At 42.7% G+C, this 15,321-nt stretch carries 17 protein-coding genes; 8 read left to right on the forward strand and 9 right to left on the reverse strand.

Features of this window, described 5'->3' with window-relative positions; all coding sequences use genetic code 11:
- Window positions 1–24: 24 nt before the first annotated feature.
- Window positions 25–207 carry a trimethylamine N-oxide reductase system protein TorE gene (gene torE, locus AACW75_RS01650; protein ID WP_017073350.1) on the reverse strand — a complete coding sequence of 61 codons (183 nt, stop codon included), beginning with the start codon at window positions 205–207 and terminating at the stop codon, window positions 25–27.
- Between the two features lie 437 nt (window positions 208–644).
- On the opposite strand from torE, the gene AACW75_RS01655 reads away from it, so the two are divergent.
- Entirely contained in the window at window positions 645–1,439 is a 795-nt protein-coding gene (locus AACW75_RS01655; protein WP_017073349.1) for an ABC transporter permease, read from the forward strand.
- A 373-nt stretch (window positions 1,440–1,812) separates the two neighbouring features.
- On the opposite strand, the gene focA is transcribed toward AACW75_RS01655, so the two are convergent.
- Both focA and AACW75_RS01665 read right to left on the reverse strand, forming a co-directional pair.
- Entirely contained in the window at window positions 1,813–2,655 is an 843-nt protein-coding gene (focA, locus tag AACW75_RS01660) for a formate transporter FocA (protein ID WP_017073348.1), read from the reverse strand.
- 362 nt (window positions 2,656–3,017) lie between these two features.
- Window positions 3,018–4,325, reverse strand: a complete 1,308-nt coding sequence (locus AACW75_RS01665; protein WP_145568170.1) for an ATPase — start codon at window positions 4,323–4,325, stop codon at window positions 3,018–3,020.
- 260 nt (window positions 4,326–4,585) lie between these two features.
- Between AACW75_RS01665 and AACW75_RS01670 the strand changes: the two genes are divergently transcribed.
- The 3 genes from AACW75_RS01670 to AACW75_RS01680 all read left to right on the forward strand — a co-directional run bounded on the left by AACW75_RS01670 (window position 4,586) and on the right by AACW75_RS01680 (window position 6,628).
- Window positions 4,586–4,816, forward strand: coding sequence for a TIGR02647 family protein (locus tag AACW75_RS01670; protein ID WP_017073347.1), 231 nt, complete (start codon window positions 4,586–4,588; stop codon window positions 4,814–4,816).
- A 290-nt stretch (window positions 4,817–5,106) separates the two neighbouring features.
- On the forward strand, window positions 5,107–5,961 hold the full coding sequence (locus AACW75_RS01675) for an NAD(P)H-binding protein (RefSeq protein ID WP_237297371.1): 855 nt from the start codon (window positions 5,107–5,109) through the stop codon (window positions 5,959–5,961).
- A complete protein-coding gene (locus AACW75_RS01680) occupies window positions 5,954–6,628 on the forward strand; it encodes a YdcF family protein (RefSeq protein ID WP_135456583.1) in 675 nt (224 codons plus the stop codon). Before AACW75_RS01675 ends, AACW75_RS01680 begins: the two co-directional genes overlap by 8 nt.
- A gap of 135 nt (window positions 6,629–6,763) precedes the next feature.
- Here AACW75_RS01680 and AACW75_RS01685 read toward each other — a convergent pair whose 3' ends face one another.
- The gene (locus tag AACW75_RS01685; protein ID WP_017109910.1) at window positions 6,764–7,342 is read right to left on the reverse strand and encodes a thymidine kinase; all 579 of its coding nucleotides are present in this window, start codon (window positions 7,340–7,342) and stop codon (window positions 6,764–6,766) included.
- Between the two features lie 101 nt (window positions 7,343–7,443).
- A complete protein-coding gene (gene cysS / locus AACW75_RS01690; RefSeq protein ID WP_017073344.1) occupies window positions 7,444–8,829 on the reverse strand; it encodes a cysteine--tRNA ligase in 1,386 nt (461 codons plus the stop codon).
- Window positions 8,830–9,020: 191 nt separating this feature from the next.
- Between cysS and AACW75_RS01695 the strand changes: the two genes are divergently transcribed.
- The 4 genes from AACW75_RS01695 to AACW75_RS01710 all read left to right on the forward strand — a co-directional run bounded on the left by AACW75_RS01695 (window position 9,021) and on the right by AACW75_RS01710 (window position 12,318).
- The gene (locus AACW75_RS01695; protein WP_004734582.1) at window positions 9,021–9,515 is read left to right on the forward strand and encodes a peptidylprolyl isomerase; all 495 of its coding nucleotides are present in this window, start codon (window positions 9,021–9,023) and stop codon (window positions 9,513–9,515) included.
- Between the two features lie 84 nt (window positions 9,516–9,599).
- Window positions 9,600–10,346 (forward strand): UDP-2,3-diacylglucosamine diphosphatase, encoded by a 747-nt coding sequence (gene lpxH, locus AACW75_RS01700; protein WP_135456587.1) that lies wholly within the window; start codon window positions 9,600–9,602, stop codon window positions 10,344–10,346.
- A gap of 111 nt (window positions 10,347–10,457) precedes the next feature.
- Entirely contained in the window at window positions 10,458–11,675 is a 1,218-nt protein-coding gene (locus tag AACW75_RS01705) for an EAL and HDOD domain-containing protein (protein ID WP_017073342.1), read from the forward strand.
- Window positions 11,676–11,793: 118 nt separating this feature from the next.
- A complete protein-coding gene (locus tag AACW75_RS01710) occupies window positions 11,794–12,318 on the forward strand; it encodes a YchJ family protein (RefSeq protein ID WP_145568168.1) in 525 nt (174 codons plus the stop codon).
- A gap of 182 nt (window positions 12,319–12,500) precedes the next feature.
- Here the strand turns inward: AACW75_RS01710 and hisIE are convergent, their stop codons facing one another.
- From hisIE to hisH, 4 genes are read right to left on the reverse strand one after another with little or no spacing between them, the layout of a single operon-like run.
- Window positions 12,501–13,151, reverse strand: a complete 651-nt coding sequence (hisIE, locus tag AACW75_RS01715; RefSeq protein ID WP_017073340.1) for a bifunctional phosphoribosyl-AMP cyclohydrolase/phosphoribosyl-ATP diphosphatase HisIE — start codon at window positions 13,149–13,151, stop codon at window positions 12,501–12,503.
- Window positions 13,148–13,921: an imidazole glycerol phosphate synthase subunit HisF gene (gene hisF / locus AACW75_RS01720; protein ID WP_017060270.1), complete on the reverse strand. Its 774-nt coding sequence runs from the start codon at window positions 13,919–13,921 to the stop codon at window positions 13,148–13,150. The genes hisIE and hisF overlap by 4 nt, the downstream gene beginning before the upstream one ends.
- Window positions 13,903–14,640 (reverse strand): 1-(5-phosphoribosyl)-5-[(5-phosphoribosylamino)methylideneamino]imidazole-4-carboxamide isomerase, encoded by a 738-nt coding sequence (gene hisA, locus AACW75_RS01725; RefSeq protein WP_017073339.1) that lies wholly within the window; start codon window positions 14,638–14,640, stop codon window positions 13,903–13,905. The genes hisF and hisA overlap by 19 nt, the downstream gene beginning before the upstream one ends.
- A gap of 43 nt (window positions 14,641–14,683) precedes the next feature.
- Entirely contained in the window at window positions 14,684–15,298 is a 615-nt protein-coding gene (gene hisH / locus AACW75_RS01730; RefSeq protein WP_145568167.1) for an imidazole glycerol phosphate synthase subunit HisH, read from the reverse strand.
- Between the last annotated feature and the right edge of the window lie 23 nt (window positions 15,299–15,321).

The following is a 15,321-nucleotide window of genomic DNA, read 5'->3' on the forward strand; positions in this document are numbered from 1 at the left end:
AAAAAATGTTGTTACTAGAGGGCATTACATGCCGCCGTGAGCACCAGGAGGTCCGAATACAAACACTTGCAGTGCCCAAACTAGGAAGCCGTAACCGCCTACAAAAGCCACACTTAATATTGGAAAGAGAACCACCGCAATGAAGAGGAAAGACTTCCACTCCAGCGAGTGTTTTTCGCCAGTTTCAATTTTATTAACATCACTCATACATTTTGCCTATTTTGTATTTAGTAATTTCGAGTAACCCATTCTAAGGGGCTAAAGTTCTTGAGTATCTAACAACAAATTTTAGACCATACACAAAGTAAGGTTCAATCAAATCCCCCGTTATAACCCTTGCTAATCAATACTTTTTTGAGGTCATCCAAACTTGTTTTCAGTTAAACAAAGTTATTAAAAAGTATTAACAAATGTGAAAAATTAAGTATATTTCACAAATGTTAAAAACCAACATTTAAGTAACCATATGGTAACTAAATTTAACCTTTTACCTACTAAGTAGTAGCTAAAAAGACCTAAAACCACCAATGCTTTGTGTTTTATTTGTTAAAGAATTGAATGCTTTTTGAGTAGGCAGCGATGAAGCCGAAATGCATCATTTGGCTCTTTCAGATATGATGTCTATCCACTTAAAAGGAAGCACTATGCAAGACGTTATTGATATATCTTGGTGGCAGTTGTTGTTATTCAGTACACTTCTCATACTTCCCGTAGGGATAAATCACAAGCTGAAACTCGGCCTTGGTAAAGAAGCTTTTATCAGTATTTTCCGCATGGCTGTGCAACTATTTCTTGTCGGACTTTATCTAGAGTATTTGTTCACTCTGAACAGTTTGTGGATCAATTTATTGTGGTTATTCGCGATGATAATCGTAGGAGCAAGCTCAATTGTTGAAAAATCAAAGCTACCGAAAAATCTACTTTTAGCCCCTGTAGCGGTGAGTCTTGCTGTGACGTGTGTACCCGTAGTCATGTTTATCTGCTTCTTTATTATTAAACCAACACCGATTTTAAACGCGCAATATCTTATCCCTATTGCAGGAATGCTATTGGGAAATAGCTTGAGCAGTAATATTGTGGCATTGCAGAACTTGTTTGGGGCTTTTGATACACAGAAATCAGAATACGAAGCAGCAATCGCGTTAGGCGCTTCTCCAAACTACGCGGCGGCTCCCTTTGTACGTAATGCAATACAAAAGGCGATGTCTCCTATTATGGCTTCTATGGCAACAACAGGCTTAGTGACGCTACCTGGCATGATGACAGGACAAATTCTCGGGGGCGCCTCACCGATGATTGCGATCAAATACCAACTGATGATCATGCTGGCTATTTTCGTGATGATGAGTTGTTCTTTGGCGCTCTCACTTCACTTAGCGTTGAAAACATCCCTGACAAAAGAAGGTCGAGTTCTTGCTCGAATACAGCCATCTAATTAGCCTCTTTCCTTCATTAGGATCTGGTTACTCACTGAATTTGAAACAGGTTATCCACAGAAACTGTGGATAACCAAATCAATATAGATCCTTTTTTGGCCACTTAGATTCGACAAAAGATCATTCACAATGATCTTTGGGCAATTTCAAAGACATATATACACTTGCCAAACCAGTGTTATTGAGTATTCACATGATAAATTAAGACGTCAAAGCAGAGGTTTTCCACAAAGAAAAAACGGCCTGCAATGCAGACCGTCTTTTGAATGTAATAAGTCAGTTCAGCGTAATCACTGAGTCTAAACGAATCACGTAATATGATTTAGTTGCGTAAATTGAATTTGTCGCGTGAACTAAACCTATCGCATAAACTGGATTAATCGCGCAAGTAGATCAGCCAATACCACATTCCAACAAAGATGCCGCCACCAATAATGTTACCTAGAGTAACGGGTAGCAGATTGTTCATCAAAAAGTCCATCATGTTCAAATCAACGTAATCCGCTGGGTTAGCACCCGTCATTGTCCAGAATTCAGCTGGAGCAAATGTTTTGATGCCGATAGCCAATGGCACTTGGAACATATTCGCAATACAGTGCTCAAAACCAGCCGATACGAACATCGCTACAGGTAAAATCATCACCGCAATTTTGTCTGTCAGTGTACGACCACTGAATGTCATCCATACCGCAATACAAACCAAAACATTACACATGATGCCTAGCGCGACGGCTTGGATAAAATCATGGTGCATTTTGTGTTGGGATATAGCCATCGCATTTAAACCCACTTGGCCGTGATCAAACATATACTGTTTTGTCAGAAGCATGCATGCAACCAACAGCAGAGCACCAATCAAGTTACCTATATAAACTGTTGCCCAGTTCTTCATTAGGGTATACCAGCTGATTTTGCCGCTCGCTCTCGCCACTAACGTTAAAACCGAACTTGTAAATAGTTCGCCACCAGTCACAACAACGAGGATCAAGCCCAAGCTAAAGGCAAGGCCACCCAATAAGCGAGTAATGCCCCACGGCAAATCACCGGCACCAGTGGTTACTATGGTGTAGAACACAAACGCAATGCCGATATGTATACCAGCTGAAATAGCGAGGAGAAGAGATTTGATTGGATCTTTAGTTGCTTTACCTACGCCGATATCTGCAGCGCGCTCAGCCATTTGTGGCGGTAATAATGAGTCAAATTGGTTTAGATTCATGATGGTTTACATTTTGAAACATGTTGTCGGGAGCGCGATAATCCTCTCTTTCATTTCTGAATTCAAGGGCTATTTTATGCCCCAATTCTCTCTAACAACGCATAAAACAGCAAACCTTCAATGATATTCAAATTTCATACGACTTTAGTAGTAAATAGAAAACTCTGATGAATGAGAACTTATCAACAACAAAAACAACACATCTATAAATATCAACAAGTTACGTTAAAACCAAAAGAATAGCGTACACTATAGTGGGATTTGGAAAGCTTTTATTTTCAGATTTTGACATAGATCAACAGAACGTAAAAAAGCGCCCGCAGGCGCTTTTAAGTCAGTCACAAATAAAGACATTAGTTATGCTAAACCGAAGGTTCTATCACTTCTTCTGATGATTGCTCTAAAGCCGAATCTTCAAGGTTAGATTCAACGCTAGAAGGAGTTAGATCGGAATCACTTTCACTGGCAACCTTGCCACCCAAGCCTTTCAAACTATCCACCAGCTCTTCTAAGCTCTTTATATGAGCATCACTCTTGGTAACCTGCTCATTTAAAAATTCACCGCGCTTAGTCGCCTCAGACAACTGTTGTGCCTGCTTCTGATTCTCGTTATCCAACTTAGCTAACTGTTCAGTCAACGCTTCGATCTCTGACTTCAATAGTGCGGTCATATCGGAGCTTTTTAATGCTTTAACGCTCGTCACAATTTTCTGAGATTGTAAGCGCAAGACAACGTCACGATAATCTTCATCATTGATCACTTGCGAAATGCTCAACAATTGATTCTCGGCATTCAAAACCGATTGCTCAAATCGATCACCTTTTACGCTCGCAAGCACTCTTACTTCGTGAGCAACACTACGCACATGGTTCAATTCAAATTCTGCAGCATCAACGGCATCTTCGATAATCGATTTTTTACGAGGACTCGCTTTCACTTGGCTTTCTGCCAATGCTATTTGAGAAGCCGCCTTCGCAAACGTCAATGGAACCACATCATCAAAGTCTTCGTCTTCCAAGAATTCCAGCTCGTTCTTCAAAGGTTCAATGTATTTCTTATGAGCAACTTTAACCTCTAACAAGCGGGCATTATCTAGAAATTCGATCTGAGCTTCTTGGGCATCTTCCAGCTCATCGACAAGCACATATTCGAACAACTCGCTGTATTCTGAATACAGCCTCTTATAGCTCGATGTAAACATGGTGTCAGCGCCAAGGTACTTAAGATAATCCATTTGCACGATAGAATCGGCTAGCACTCGGTCGGCCTTTTTCTTCAAAACCAAAATCGAATCATAGTTTGATTTGATCAAAGCAATTTTTTCATCAAAGGCTTCTGCATAAGTTAAGCTCGAAAAGATCGAATAGCTTTTCGTCAGTCGGCTCTCGTCTTTCAACAAATCTGCATAAATATTTTCAGCATCATCCCACGCGTCTAGCAACTCGTGGTAATTCTCAGGTGCATAGAGAGACAACTTAGCATGATCTTCTAGCTTAATTTCCCATTGGGAATAAACGCTTTGAACAGACTGGAAAGAACGAACCTCGGTTGTAGATTCATTATTGTTGTTTGTTGTTTGGTTCGCGTCTGTCTGCTCTGAGGGTGTGCTCTGACACCCTGCGATAGCAAATAGCATACTAATAACTAATGCTACTTTGTTCGCTTTCACTGATGCATATCCTTTTTTGTCAATATTCGCTCAATGCAATATATTTCTCTTTACACAATATATTACAACCTCTTAGCAATAAACATCATTCATGATTTAAGTGGGCACAAATCACCCAGCACAACCAAAATAAACTTATCATTCGATGATTAATCATTCAATTTGGTATCACTTATCAATTCTCTTTATTTGCTATTGATTGAGCTGTGAATGCACACTAAGGTGAAGGTAGAGAACGTTATGAATATATAGGTTAATTTATGAAGTACAACGCTGAACATATTGCTGATTTAAATCTTCTTCTTAAATTTGATGTAAGTAGCGCAGCTACTGGTATTAAAGTACATCAAGAAGCGGCTCAAGAAACTCAAGACGCTGTTAAGCGCTTATTTGAAAAGAACCTTTGCACTCAGCCAGACGGCGGCTACCTAACAGATGAAGGTATACAGATGGCAGAGCGCGCAGACAAACTACTTCGCGTACTAAATTAAAGCTCCATTGTTCTAGTAAAAACTCCACTCGCTTCGGCCGTGGAGTTTTTTCATTTTTGGCCAAAGGTTTGTTAGGCTTATACCAATCACAGTGAGTAACTGAGCAGAAATAGCGTAGGAAAAAAGCTCGAGAACAAGGAAGCTCTTTTCTCCAAGTAGGTTAGATAAGTAGTTATTCTACAAGTAAAAATTCTAACGAAGTTATCAAGATTTTTAACAAGCTAGGATGACCAGTTAGTTACTACGATTGGTATTATCATAAATCCATCATTTGCAGTTGTGAGGAACACATGGCTTCTATATTTATTGTTGGTGCAGGATGGGTTGGTGCCCCCTTGTCTGAACATCTCGTCAAACATGGTAACCAAGTCGTCGTGACGAAAACCACCCAAACTGGCGCTGACGCTATTGGTAATGAACGCATTCCTTGTGAAGTATTCAGTTTTGATTCAATACAACCTGAACACTCTATTGGCCAACTTTATTCACTCCTACTAGAAAGCAACACTGAAATAGTCATTGGTAGCTTTCCTCCCGGCTTTAGAAAAGGTGCTGGTGCGGAGTACGCCGATTATTGGCAGCAACTCACTAATGCTTGTCAAAAGGCAAACGTGAAAAAGCTCATCATGGTCAGTTCAACGACGGTATACCCAACCAAGCCCGGAGTTCTGTGCGAGCAAGATGCATCACTCACTCTTTCGACTTCAGCAAACGAGCAAGCATCTGCATTTTCGGACAATGCACGAGTAATGCTTCAAGCTGAACAATTAGTGATGGATTCAGGCATCGATTACACCATTCTTCGCTTCAGTGGGCTAATAGGCCCTAGTCGTCACCCATCTCGGTTCGCAAGCAAGTTAAAGCAGGTCAGCTCTCAAGCACCAGCCAACATACTTCACCTTGATGATGCGATTGGTGCGGTCGATTTCGCGATCAATCAACTACACAATGAAATCGTTAATGTCACCACACCCAATACAGTGAGTAAGGCGGAGTTCTATGCGGCAGCGCTAAAAAGTGCCAATAGCAGCGAGCCACTCCCTCCGGTTGTCGACACCCCAGACAAGCTGATCTCTTCTAAAAAGATCCTCGGTTTAGGTTACTCGTTTAAATTCGATTCTACATTGGACGCTCTTTATGACTAAACAATCTGTCACTAAGCAACCTGTAAAGAACTCTACGACCAAGCTACATCGCTCGGTCGACACCCTTTGGAACTTCATGTCGATGGGTCACAAGATTGTGCCTTCAGACTGTATTTTTGTATTGTGCAGTAACGATACTCGAGTTGCTGAATACGCAGCCGAGCTCTATCACCAAGGAGTGGCGCCTTACATCGTATTTTCTGGCGGTGTGGGACGCTTTACTGAAGAGAGTTTCGAACGTTCAGAGGCCGAAACATTCGCAGCGATCGCACGAGACAGTGGCGTACCAAACTCAGACATTATTATTGAGAAGCATGCGACCAATACCGGTGAAAATGTACGTTTTACCTATGACCTGCTTACAGAACGTGGACTGTCACCAAAGCGACTGACCTTAGTACAAAAGCCCTTTATGGAAAAACGTACCTACGCGACATTCAGTAAACAGTGGCCTGATCAAGTGACCGAGATTCAAGTCACTTCACAATGGCAAGACTGGGTCGATTACTTTAATGAAGAGTTACCGTTAGACATGGTGCTAGGCGCTCTAATTGCTGATTTTGAACGAATCAAATCATACCCAGCCAAAGGGTTTCAGATTGAAATGCCAATCCCTGATGACGTAGACCATGCTTACCAAGCATTGAAGAAACTGGGTTTCGAATAAAGCTTTAAGTAACGTAATAGTCCGTTTCAGAAAACAAAAACGGTGGCACTTGGCCACCGTTTATTATTCTTAGCTTTTTACTTTAGATTGCTAATCTTTGTTTTGCTCTCTAAGCAAAATCAACCAAAGAGCCGTTTATTTACCTAACGCTTCTTTGTAGTGCAGACGGCAAGCAGAAACATATTGGTCATTACCACCGATGGCCACTTGATCACCTTCAGCAATCGCTACACCATGCTCGTCGGTACGGATTACCATATTAGCTTTACGGCCACAGTGACAAATCGTTTTAAGCTCAACCAATTTGTCTGCCCAAGATAATAAGTAACGGCTACCTTCAAACAACTCACCTAAGAAATCAGTACGCAAACCGTAGCAAAGCACAGGGATATGCAGTTTATCAACCACTTCTGTTAGTTGGTACACCTGTTCTTTCGACAAGAACTGACACTCATCGATCAAAACACAATGACGCTTTTCTTCTTCATTAAGTTTTTGGATAGCGTCAAACATATTAGTGTCGCTTTTAAACAGTTGAGCTTCAGATTGCAGACCAATTCGTGAGCTCACTTTACCAATACCATAGCGGTCATCTAACGCTGCGGTAAAGATCACTGGCGTCATACCACGCTCTTGATAGTTAAAAGAAGATTGAAGAAGCGTTGTTGATTTACCCGCATTCATTGCCGAGTAATAAAAATACATCTGAGCCACAGAAATATTCCTGTTAATTAAAAGTTGAAGATAAAAGCAAAGGTGAAACTAAAGAATTTTTGCTAGAAAAAAGGGCTGAAAATCAGCCCTTTTTATAAAGTTTACTTACGACGCCAAGTCGTGCCTTCTGGACCATCTTCCAGAACAATGCCTAGCTCATTGAGCTTATCACGTGCAAGGTCGGCGTTAGCCCAATCCTTAGAAGCGCGAGAATCATTACGTAGCTTAATAAAGCCTTCGATTTCTGCTACTTCATCGTCATTACCAGCAGCATCACCTTTAAGGAAAGCTTCTGGATCTTGATGAAGAATACCGATGATGTCGGCAAGTTCACGCATCAATGCACCGAGAGCGCTTGCTTTTTCAATGCTTTCAGTCTTGATACGGTTAATTTCACGAGCCATTTCAAACAGCACTGAATAAGCTTCAGGTGTGTTGAAATCATCGTTCATCGCTGTAGAAAAACGAGTTACATACTCTTGACCACCAGCCGGAGCTGCTGTTAGGTCTAAGCCGCGAAGTGATGTATACAGACGCTCTAGCGATGCTCGAGCTTGGTTTAGGTTATCTTCGCTGTAGTTCAGTTGGCTACGGTAGTGACCAGACATTAAGAAGTAACGCACGGTTTCTGCATCGTAATGCTGCAGTACATCGCGGATAGTGAAGAAGTTACCTAGAGATTTAGACATCTTCTCTCTGTCGACCATCACCATGCCACTGTGCATCCAAGTATTTACATACTGAGTGCCGTGTGCACAGCAAGACTGTGCGATTTCGTTTTCGTGGTGTGGGAACTGTAGATCGGAACCACCACCGTGGATATCGAAGTGATTACCAAGAATCGAAGAGTTCATTGCTGAACATTCGATGTGCCAACCTGGACGACCTGGACCCCATGGCGATTCCCACGTAGGTTCACCTGGCTTAGACATCTTCCAAAGAACAAAGTCTAACGGGCTACGTTTTGCAGAATCGATATCAACACGAGCACCAGCTTGAAGCTGATCTAGGTCTTGCTTTGAAAGCTTACCGTATTCGTCGAATTTTTTAACTTCGAACATCACATCACCGTTACTTGCTACGTAAGCAAAGCCACGTTGAATCAGCTTTTCTACTAACTCAATGATCTCTGTAATGAATTCTGTTGCGCGAGGCTCTACATCTGGGCGCTTCATGTTCAATGCATCAAAATCTGCGTGCATTTCACCGATCAGACGCTCGGTTAGAGAATCGCAAGATTCGCCGTTTTCATTAGCACGCTTGATGATCTTGTCATCGATATCAGTGATGTTACGAACGAAGTTTAAATCGTAACCAAGGTAACGAAGGTAACGAGTTACTACGTCGAAAGAAACGAACGTACGGCCATGACCAATGTGACAGAGATCGTAGATGGTTACCCCACAGACATACATGCCGACTTTGCCAGCTGTAATTGGTTTGAATTCCTCTTTCTGTCTTGTGAGTGTGTTATAAATTTTTAGCATGATCTCTATCTATATTTGTGTATTAATCAAAATAAGAGGGCAAGTATATCAATTCATGCGTTATTAGGTAATCCCCCAAAGCAGTAATTACCTCAAACAACCAAGTTAAGTTAATGATTTGGTGATTTGAAAGTCCGCCAACATGCGCTAGAATTCGAACTTCATATTAAAAAGACAGTAAGGTAACAATCATGATCATCCTTCACACAAATTTTGGTGACATCAAAGTTCAACTTAACGAAGAAAAAGCACCAGAAACAAGCGCAAACTTCCTACAGTATTGCCGTGACGGTTTTTACGACAACACGCTATTTCACCGTGTTATCGATGGTTTCATGGTTCAAGGCGGCGGCATGACTTCTGGCCTTAAAGAAAAAACAACTCGTGCGACTATCAAGAACGAAGCAAACAACGGCCTAGCGAACAAAGTTGGTACGTTAGCAATGGCTCGTACTATGGAACCGCATTCAGCGAGCTCTCAGTTCTTCATCAACGTTAACGACAACTCTTTCCTAAACTTCCGTAGCGAAAGCCTAGACGGTTGGGGCTACTGTGTATTCGCAGAAGTTGTTGAAGGCATGGACATCGTAAACAAGATCAAAGGTGTTAGCACTGGTTCTATGGGTATGCACCAAGATGTACCTCTAGAAGAAGTGATCATCACTGGTACTACAATCGAAGCTTAATTCATCGCTTTCGATTAGTATTAATAATTGATGACCCGATAAAATCAGGATATAGGGAGCGAATCGCTCCCTTTTTTTAGACCTATGAAAACATATTTTATATCAGATCTGCACCTTGCACCGTCACGACAAGACATCACCGACTGCTTCCTCACTTTCATGAAGAACGAAGCGGTAGAAGCGGATGCACTCTACGTATTAGGTGACCTTTTCGAATTCTGGATTGGTGATGACGATACCAGTGATTTCGCCACTTCTATTCGCCAAACCTTTATCGATTTAGTTAAATCCGGCGTGCCTTGCTATTTCACTCAGGGTAACCGTGACTTTTTAGTCGGTAAAAAATTTGCAAAACAAACTGGCGTGCAACTCTTAGACGAAGTATCAACTATCGATATCTACGGAACAAAAGCGGTCGTGTTACATGGTGATACCTTGTGTACCGAAGATGTAAAGTATCTCGCCTTCCGTGAAAAAGTACACCAACCTTGGTTGCAATGGGTCTTCAATCGAATTCCTTTCTTCATCAAAAAGAAAATCGTCTCTAAGGTTCAGTCTGATATCAAAGATGACAAGCAAACTAAGTCTTTGGACATCATGGATGTAACACAACAAGAAGTCGAAGATGTGATGGAACGTAACAATGTCGATTTAATGATCCATGGCCATACACATCGTCCAAACATCCACACTTTCACTGCTAACCATTGCACTAAAACCCGTATCGTACTGGGCGATTGGTACACTCAAGGCTCAGTGCTGGTGTTCACTCCGCAAAGTTTTGAACTACAGAATCGCGAGTTTAGCAATAGCTTTCAGCATCACTCTTAAAGTTTCACATTGATTATTATGATGGGTCAGACTTTCTGAGATTGTAGATGGTAATTTCCCTCGAATTAGCTATTATCTCTTTATCAGAACTAAACCGAACACAGTACCAAGTTGAAATATTCATATGTAGCGCGTCAGCCAATACTCGATGCTGACAAGAAAACCATAGGTTACGAGTTGCTATTCAGGGATGGTCCTAAGAATACTTTCCCTGAAGTAGAACCGGAACTCGCTACAAGCCGCTTGCTTTCCGATCACTTCCTATCGACTCACTATAATACTCTTGGTGATAAGCTAGGATTCGTGAATTTTCCCTATGCAAGCCTGATTAACTTAGTCCCTACCCTATTTCCGAAAGAAAGCCTCGTGGTTGAGGTTCTTGAAGATTGCGAGCCTACGGACGAATTGCTTGAAGCGATCAAAACTATTTACGATGCGGGTTATACCATCGCATTGGACGACTTTGTGCCGAGCAAAGCATGGAAACGTTTCTTGCCGTACGTGTCTATCATTAAATTTGATATTCGCTTGATCTCAATTACCAAAGCGTCGATGTTCATGAGCGCTATGAAAGAGTTGAATATCCAGTTTCTTGCCGAGAAAGTTGAGACTTATGACGAATATCAAGAGGCTAAACAAGCCGGGTTCACCTATTTTCAAGGGTATTTCTTCAGCAAGCCGGAAATGATTCAAACTCGCGCTCTAAACCCTGCCTTTTTGACCATCGTTCAGCTGTTAAAAGAAATAGCTCACGATCCCATTGATTTTGGTGAAGTGGAACGCCTGATCACACTCGATGTGACGCTTTCTTATAAAGTACTTGCGTATGTAAACTCCGCAGGCGGCTCAGCAACGACTATCCGTTCATTTCGCCAAGCGCTTATTTACCTTGGAGAACAAAAGCTACGTAAGTTCGTTTCACTGGTAGCGATTGCATCTGCGAAAGAAGATAAACCCGATTCACTCTATGGTTTAGCGGTACTGCGTGCTCGTCAGTGTGAACTCTTAGTAGAAAAGATGAATGTAAAAGTAGAACCCGGACAAGCCTTTTTGACCGGTATGTTCTCTCTACTTGATTCACTCTTTGACCAACCGTTACAGCAGGTCTTAGACTCAGTACCAATCGATGAAGAGATCAAGCAAGCTCTGATTCAACGAAAAGGTGTCTTGGGCGCCATTATGGCAATGGTCATTGCGTATGAACAAGCTCGCTGGGACGAAGCAACACGCATTCGTAAACTTCTCAAGCTAAGTGAAGCGGAACTCGGTCAAGCTTATGATGAAGCGACTACTTGGGCTCAAGAGCTGTTATCACCTTCGTTGAAATAGTTCACTTCACATTGCTGCGTCAATAGAAACTAAGCTTTGGTGAGCGATTGTTTCTTGTTAAACTCCAACGCATTCATTTATGGCCTCTTAATAGAGGCCATTTTTACAGGATCTGACTATGCCTTTATGCCCATGCGGTAGCAAAAACACTTACCAACTGTGCTGCAAATCTGGACACCTTAATCATCGTGCTGTTGAAACACCGGAGCAATTGATGCGCTCACGTTATTCTGCACACGTGTTGGGGTTAGTTGACTACGTGGTTGCAACTTACCATCCAAGCTGTAATGCAGAAGCGCAGAGAGAGGGTATTGCCGAATCCATAGATAGTGATTGGGCGGGCTTAGAAGTCATCGAGACTGCCGCAGGTTCACATGAGAACGAAGGCTTTGTTGAGTTTAAAGCTTACTTTAACGACGGTGCTGAGCAGTTCTGTATGCAAGAACGTTCGCGCTTTGTTCGTGAAGACGGTTTTTGGTATTACATTGATGGCACCTTCCCTGAGCAAGAAGATGAACAAGAAGAACGATCAGAGCCAGAAATTGACCCGCGTCTAAACCAAACGGTTGAAAGCTTTAAAATCGGCCGCAATGATCCGTGTATTTGTGGTAGCGGTAAGAAATATAAGAAGTGCTGCGGCTAAGACGCAGATTCGGAAGTCGGATTAAGAAAAGAGATTCTAGCTCTCGCCTAGGCTCTTCGGAATAAAAAACTCATAAATTCAAAGAGCAACGTAGGAAGTTTAAGCATTAAAAAGCCCCGAAAACGTTAGCGTTTACGGGGCTTTTATTTGTCTTTTACATGGTCTATTTATCTAAAGAGAGCTTACTTATGACGCTCTTTAAGCTTATTCACCACATCGTTCATAGACAAACCTTGGTCTTGCAACAGGACCATCAAGTGGTAAATCAAATCTGCTGATTCACACACTAATTCCGCCTTATCGCCCGACGTCGCCGCAAGCGCGACTTCAACGCCTTCTTCACCCACTTTCTGCGAAATACGCTTGGTGCCGCGGGCATATAAGCTGGCAGTGTAAGAAGACTCAGGGTCTGCGTCCTTGCGGGCAGCCAATAGCTGCTCAAGCTGATGAAGCCACACCATCTGTGTTTCATCTTGCTTGTCTGCGTCCCAACACGTTGTTGTACCGGTATGACACGTTGGGCCAATGGGATTCACCTTAACAAGCAAAGTATCGTTATCGCAGTCCAACGACATGTTTTGCAGTTGTAATACGTTGCCCGACGTTTCACCTTTGGTCCATAAACGTTCTTTTGTTCGAGAGAAGAACGTCACTTGGCCTGTTTCACCTGTTTTCTCAAGCGCTGCTGGGTTCATGTATCCCATCATCAACACTTGGCTAGATTGGTAATCTTGAACGATAGCAGGCACTAAACCACCTACTTTATCCCAATCAATACGCTCTGATAATGCGCCTACTTCTGTTTTTGACAAACTGACTGGTTCAAAACTCATAGTCGCACCTCTACATCTTGTTGTTTTAAATATTGTTTAAGTTCACCAATATTGATGACTTGTTTGTGGAATACCGATGCCGCTAGTGCTCCATCCACGTTTGTTTTTTTGTAAGCTTCCGCAAAATGCTCCATTGCACCTGCGCCGCCAGACGCAATCAAAGGTACATTACACACTTCGCGTACCATGTTTAACTGATCAATGTCGTAGCCGTTGCGAACGCCATCTTGGTTCATCATGTTCAACACAATTTCACCTGCACCACGCTTTTGTACTTCCTGCACCCAATCTTTGGTTTCCCACTTGGTTGCTTTAGTGCGCGCTTCATCGCCAGTGAACTGGTAAACCTGATATTTACCGGTTTCTTTATCGAAGTATGAATCGATGCCAACAACAATACACTGCACGCCAAATTTATCAGCAAGGTCAGTAATCAGTTGCGGGTTAGCCAATGCAGGCGAGTTGATGGATACTTTATCCGCACCAAATTCAAGAATGCGCGCTGCATCTTCTGCTGACTTAATACCACCAGCCACACAGAAAGGAATATCAATCACTTCTGCTACGCGTTTCACCCAGCTCTTATCGACCACACGGCCATCGCTTGATGCGGTGATATCGTAAAATACTAATTCATCAGCACCCTCTTCTGCATAGCGTTGTGCTAGCGGAACGATGTCGCCAATAATTTCATGGTTACGGAACTGAACGCCCTTAACCACTTGTCCGTCACGGACATCCAAACAAGGGATTATTCGCTTTGCCAACATGCAAATGCCTCCTCTGCGGTGAACTTACCATCTAGTAGTGCGCGACCAACAATCACACCAGCAACGCCGCTGCCTTTTAGTGCCTCGATGTCAGCTAGGCTGCCAATGCCGCCCGATGATTGGAATTGCACTTGTGGGTACTGCTTACAAAGGTCAACGTAGAGTTCCACGTTTGATCCTTCTAACGTGCCATCGCGAGAAATATCAGTACACAGAACGTGTTTTAGACCAACGGTCAGATAGTCTTCAATCAGTGCTTCAATAGTCACGCCGGAGTCTTCTTGCCAGCCTGAAATCGCTACTTTACGTGTGCCGTTTTCGTCAATGTTGATGTCTAGAGCAAGCACTATTTTTTCAGCGCCGTACTTTTCCATCCAACCTTTAACAAGTTCAGGTTGTTTAACCGCCGTTGAACCAACAACAACGCGCTGCGCGCCAGCTTCAAGTAGGTCGACCACGTCTTGCTCGTTACGAACGCCACCGCCAATTTGGATATTTGCTGGTGTGCTTGCAAGCAGCTTAGCGATTAAGTCCAACTGACGAGCAGTCGTATCTTTAGCGCCAGTTAAGTCGACAAGGTGAAGCCAGCCTGCGCCTGCTTGGTGGTACAAGTTGAACTGCTCTGCTGGATCGACTTTATATTCTGTTACTTGCCCGTAATCCCCTTGGAATAAGCGAACAACTTGGCCTTCAATTAAATCTAACGCGGGAATAATCATTTACATTCCTTATATGGCAACGGTAGCCGCTGCCTAATCCTTATTACAATTCCAAGAAGTTCTGAATCAGCTTAGAGCCAGCTTTTGACGAACGTTCTGGGTGGAACTGAACACCGTAATAGTTGCCACTTTGCACTGCGGCAGTGAACGGATTGCCGTAATCACATTGTGCGATGGTATAGCCACCCACTGGCATTGCGAAGCTGTGTACAAAGTAGAAGTACTCGCCCTCTTCAATGCCTTTGAATAGAGGATGGTTAGGTGTCGCGGTTACTGTATTCCAACCCATGTGTGGTAATGGCAAATCACCCGTTTCAAGTAAACGAACTTCACCATCACACAATCCTAAGCATTCAACTAACTCGTCAGCTTTTTGGCCTTTCTCTTGAGACAGTTTGCCAAGCAATTGCATACCTAAACAGATACCAAGCAAAGGCTTCTCTACTTGCTTCACAAGGGTAACAAGGTCACGCTCTTGTAGGTTCTTCATTGCCTCACTTGCTGTACCCACTCCTGGTAGGAATAGCTTGTCGGCAGCAAGAACAACTTTTGGTTCTTTTGAAATTTCAACTGTATAGCCCAGGCGTTCAATAGCAAACTTCACTGAGGAAACGTTGGCACAACCAGTATCAATAATAACGACTTTTTGATCTTTCATTGTTTTTCCTTGCTAACGTTAGC

The organism is Vibrio sp. L3-7 (assembly GCF_963898195.1).
Lineage (GTDB): Bacteria > Pseudomonadota > Gammaproteobacteria > Enterobacterales > Vibrionaceae > Vibrio > Vibrio echinoideorum.

Excerpts from the sequence above, each read along its gene's own strand:
- torE (WP_017073350.1), bottom strand. The coding sequence starts at position 207 with ATGAGTGATGTTAATAAAATTGAAACTGGCGAAAAACACTCGCTGGAG.
- AACW75_RS01655 (WP_017073349.1), top strand. The coding sequence starts at position 645 with ATGCAAGACGTTATTGATATATCTTGGTGGCAGTTGTTGTTATTCAGT.
- focA (WP_017073348.1), bottom strand. The coding sequence starts at position 2,655 with ATGAATCTAAACCAATTTGACTCATTATTACCGCCACAAATGGCTGAG.
- AACW75_RS01670 (WP_017073347.1), top strand. The coding sequence starts at position 4,586 with ATGAAGTACAACGCTGAACATATTGCTGATTTAAATCTTCTTCTTAAA.
- AACW75_RS01675 (WP_237297371.1), top strand. The coding sequence starts at position 5,107 with ATGGCTTCTATATTTATTGTTGGTGCAGGATGGGTTGGTGCCCCCTTG.
- AACW75_RS01680 (WP_135456583.1), top strand. The coding sequence starts at position 5,954 with ATGACTAAACAATCTGTCACTAAGCAACCTGTAAAGAACTCTACGACC.
- cysS (WP_017073344.1), bottom strand. The coding sequence starts at position 8,829 with ATGCTAAAAATTTATAACACACTCACAAGACAGAAAGAGGAATTCAAA.
- AACW75_RS01695 (WP_004734582.1), top strand. The coding sequence starts at position 9,021 with ATGATCATCCTTCACACAAATTTTGGTGACATCAAAGTTCAACTTAAC.
- lpxH (WP_135456587.1), top strand. The coding sequence starts at position 9,600 with ATGAAAACATATTTTATATCAGATCTGCACCTTGCACCGTCACGACAA.
- AACW75_RS01710 (WP_145568168.1), top strand. The coding sequence starts at position 11,794 with ATGCCTTTATGCCCATGCGGTAGCAAAAACACTTACCAACTGTGCTGC.
- hisIE (WP_017073340.1), bottom strand. The coding sequence starts at position 13,151 with ATGAGTTTTGAACCAGTCAGTTTGTCAAAAACAGAAGTAGGCGCATTA.
- hisF (WP_017060270.1), bottom strand. The coding sequence starts at position 13,921 with ATGTTGGCAAAGCGAATAATCCCTTGTTTGGATGTCCGTGACGGACAA.
- hisA (WP_017073339.1), bottom strand. The coding sequence starts at position 14,640 with ATGATTATTCCCGCGTTAGATTTAATTGAAGGCCAAGTTGTTCGCTTA.
- hisH (WP_145568167.1), bottom strand. The coding sequence starts at position 15,298 with ATGAAAGATCAAAAAGTCGTTATTATTGATACTGGTTGTGCCAACGTT.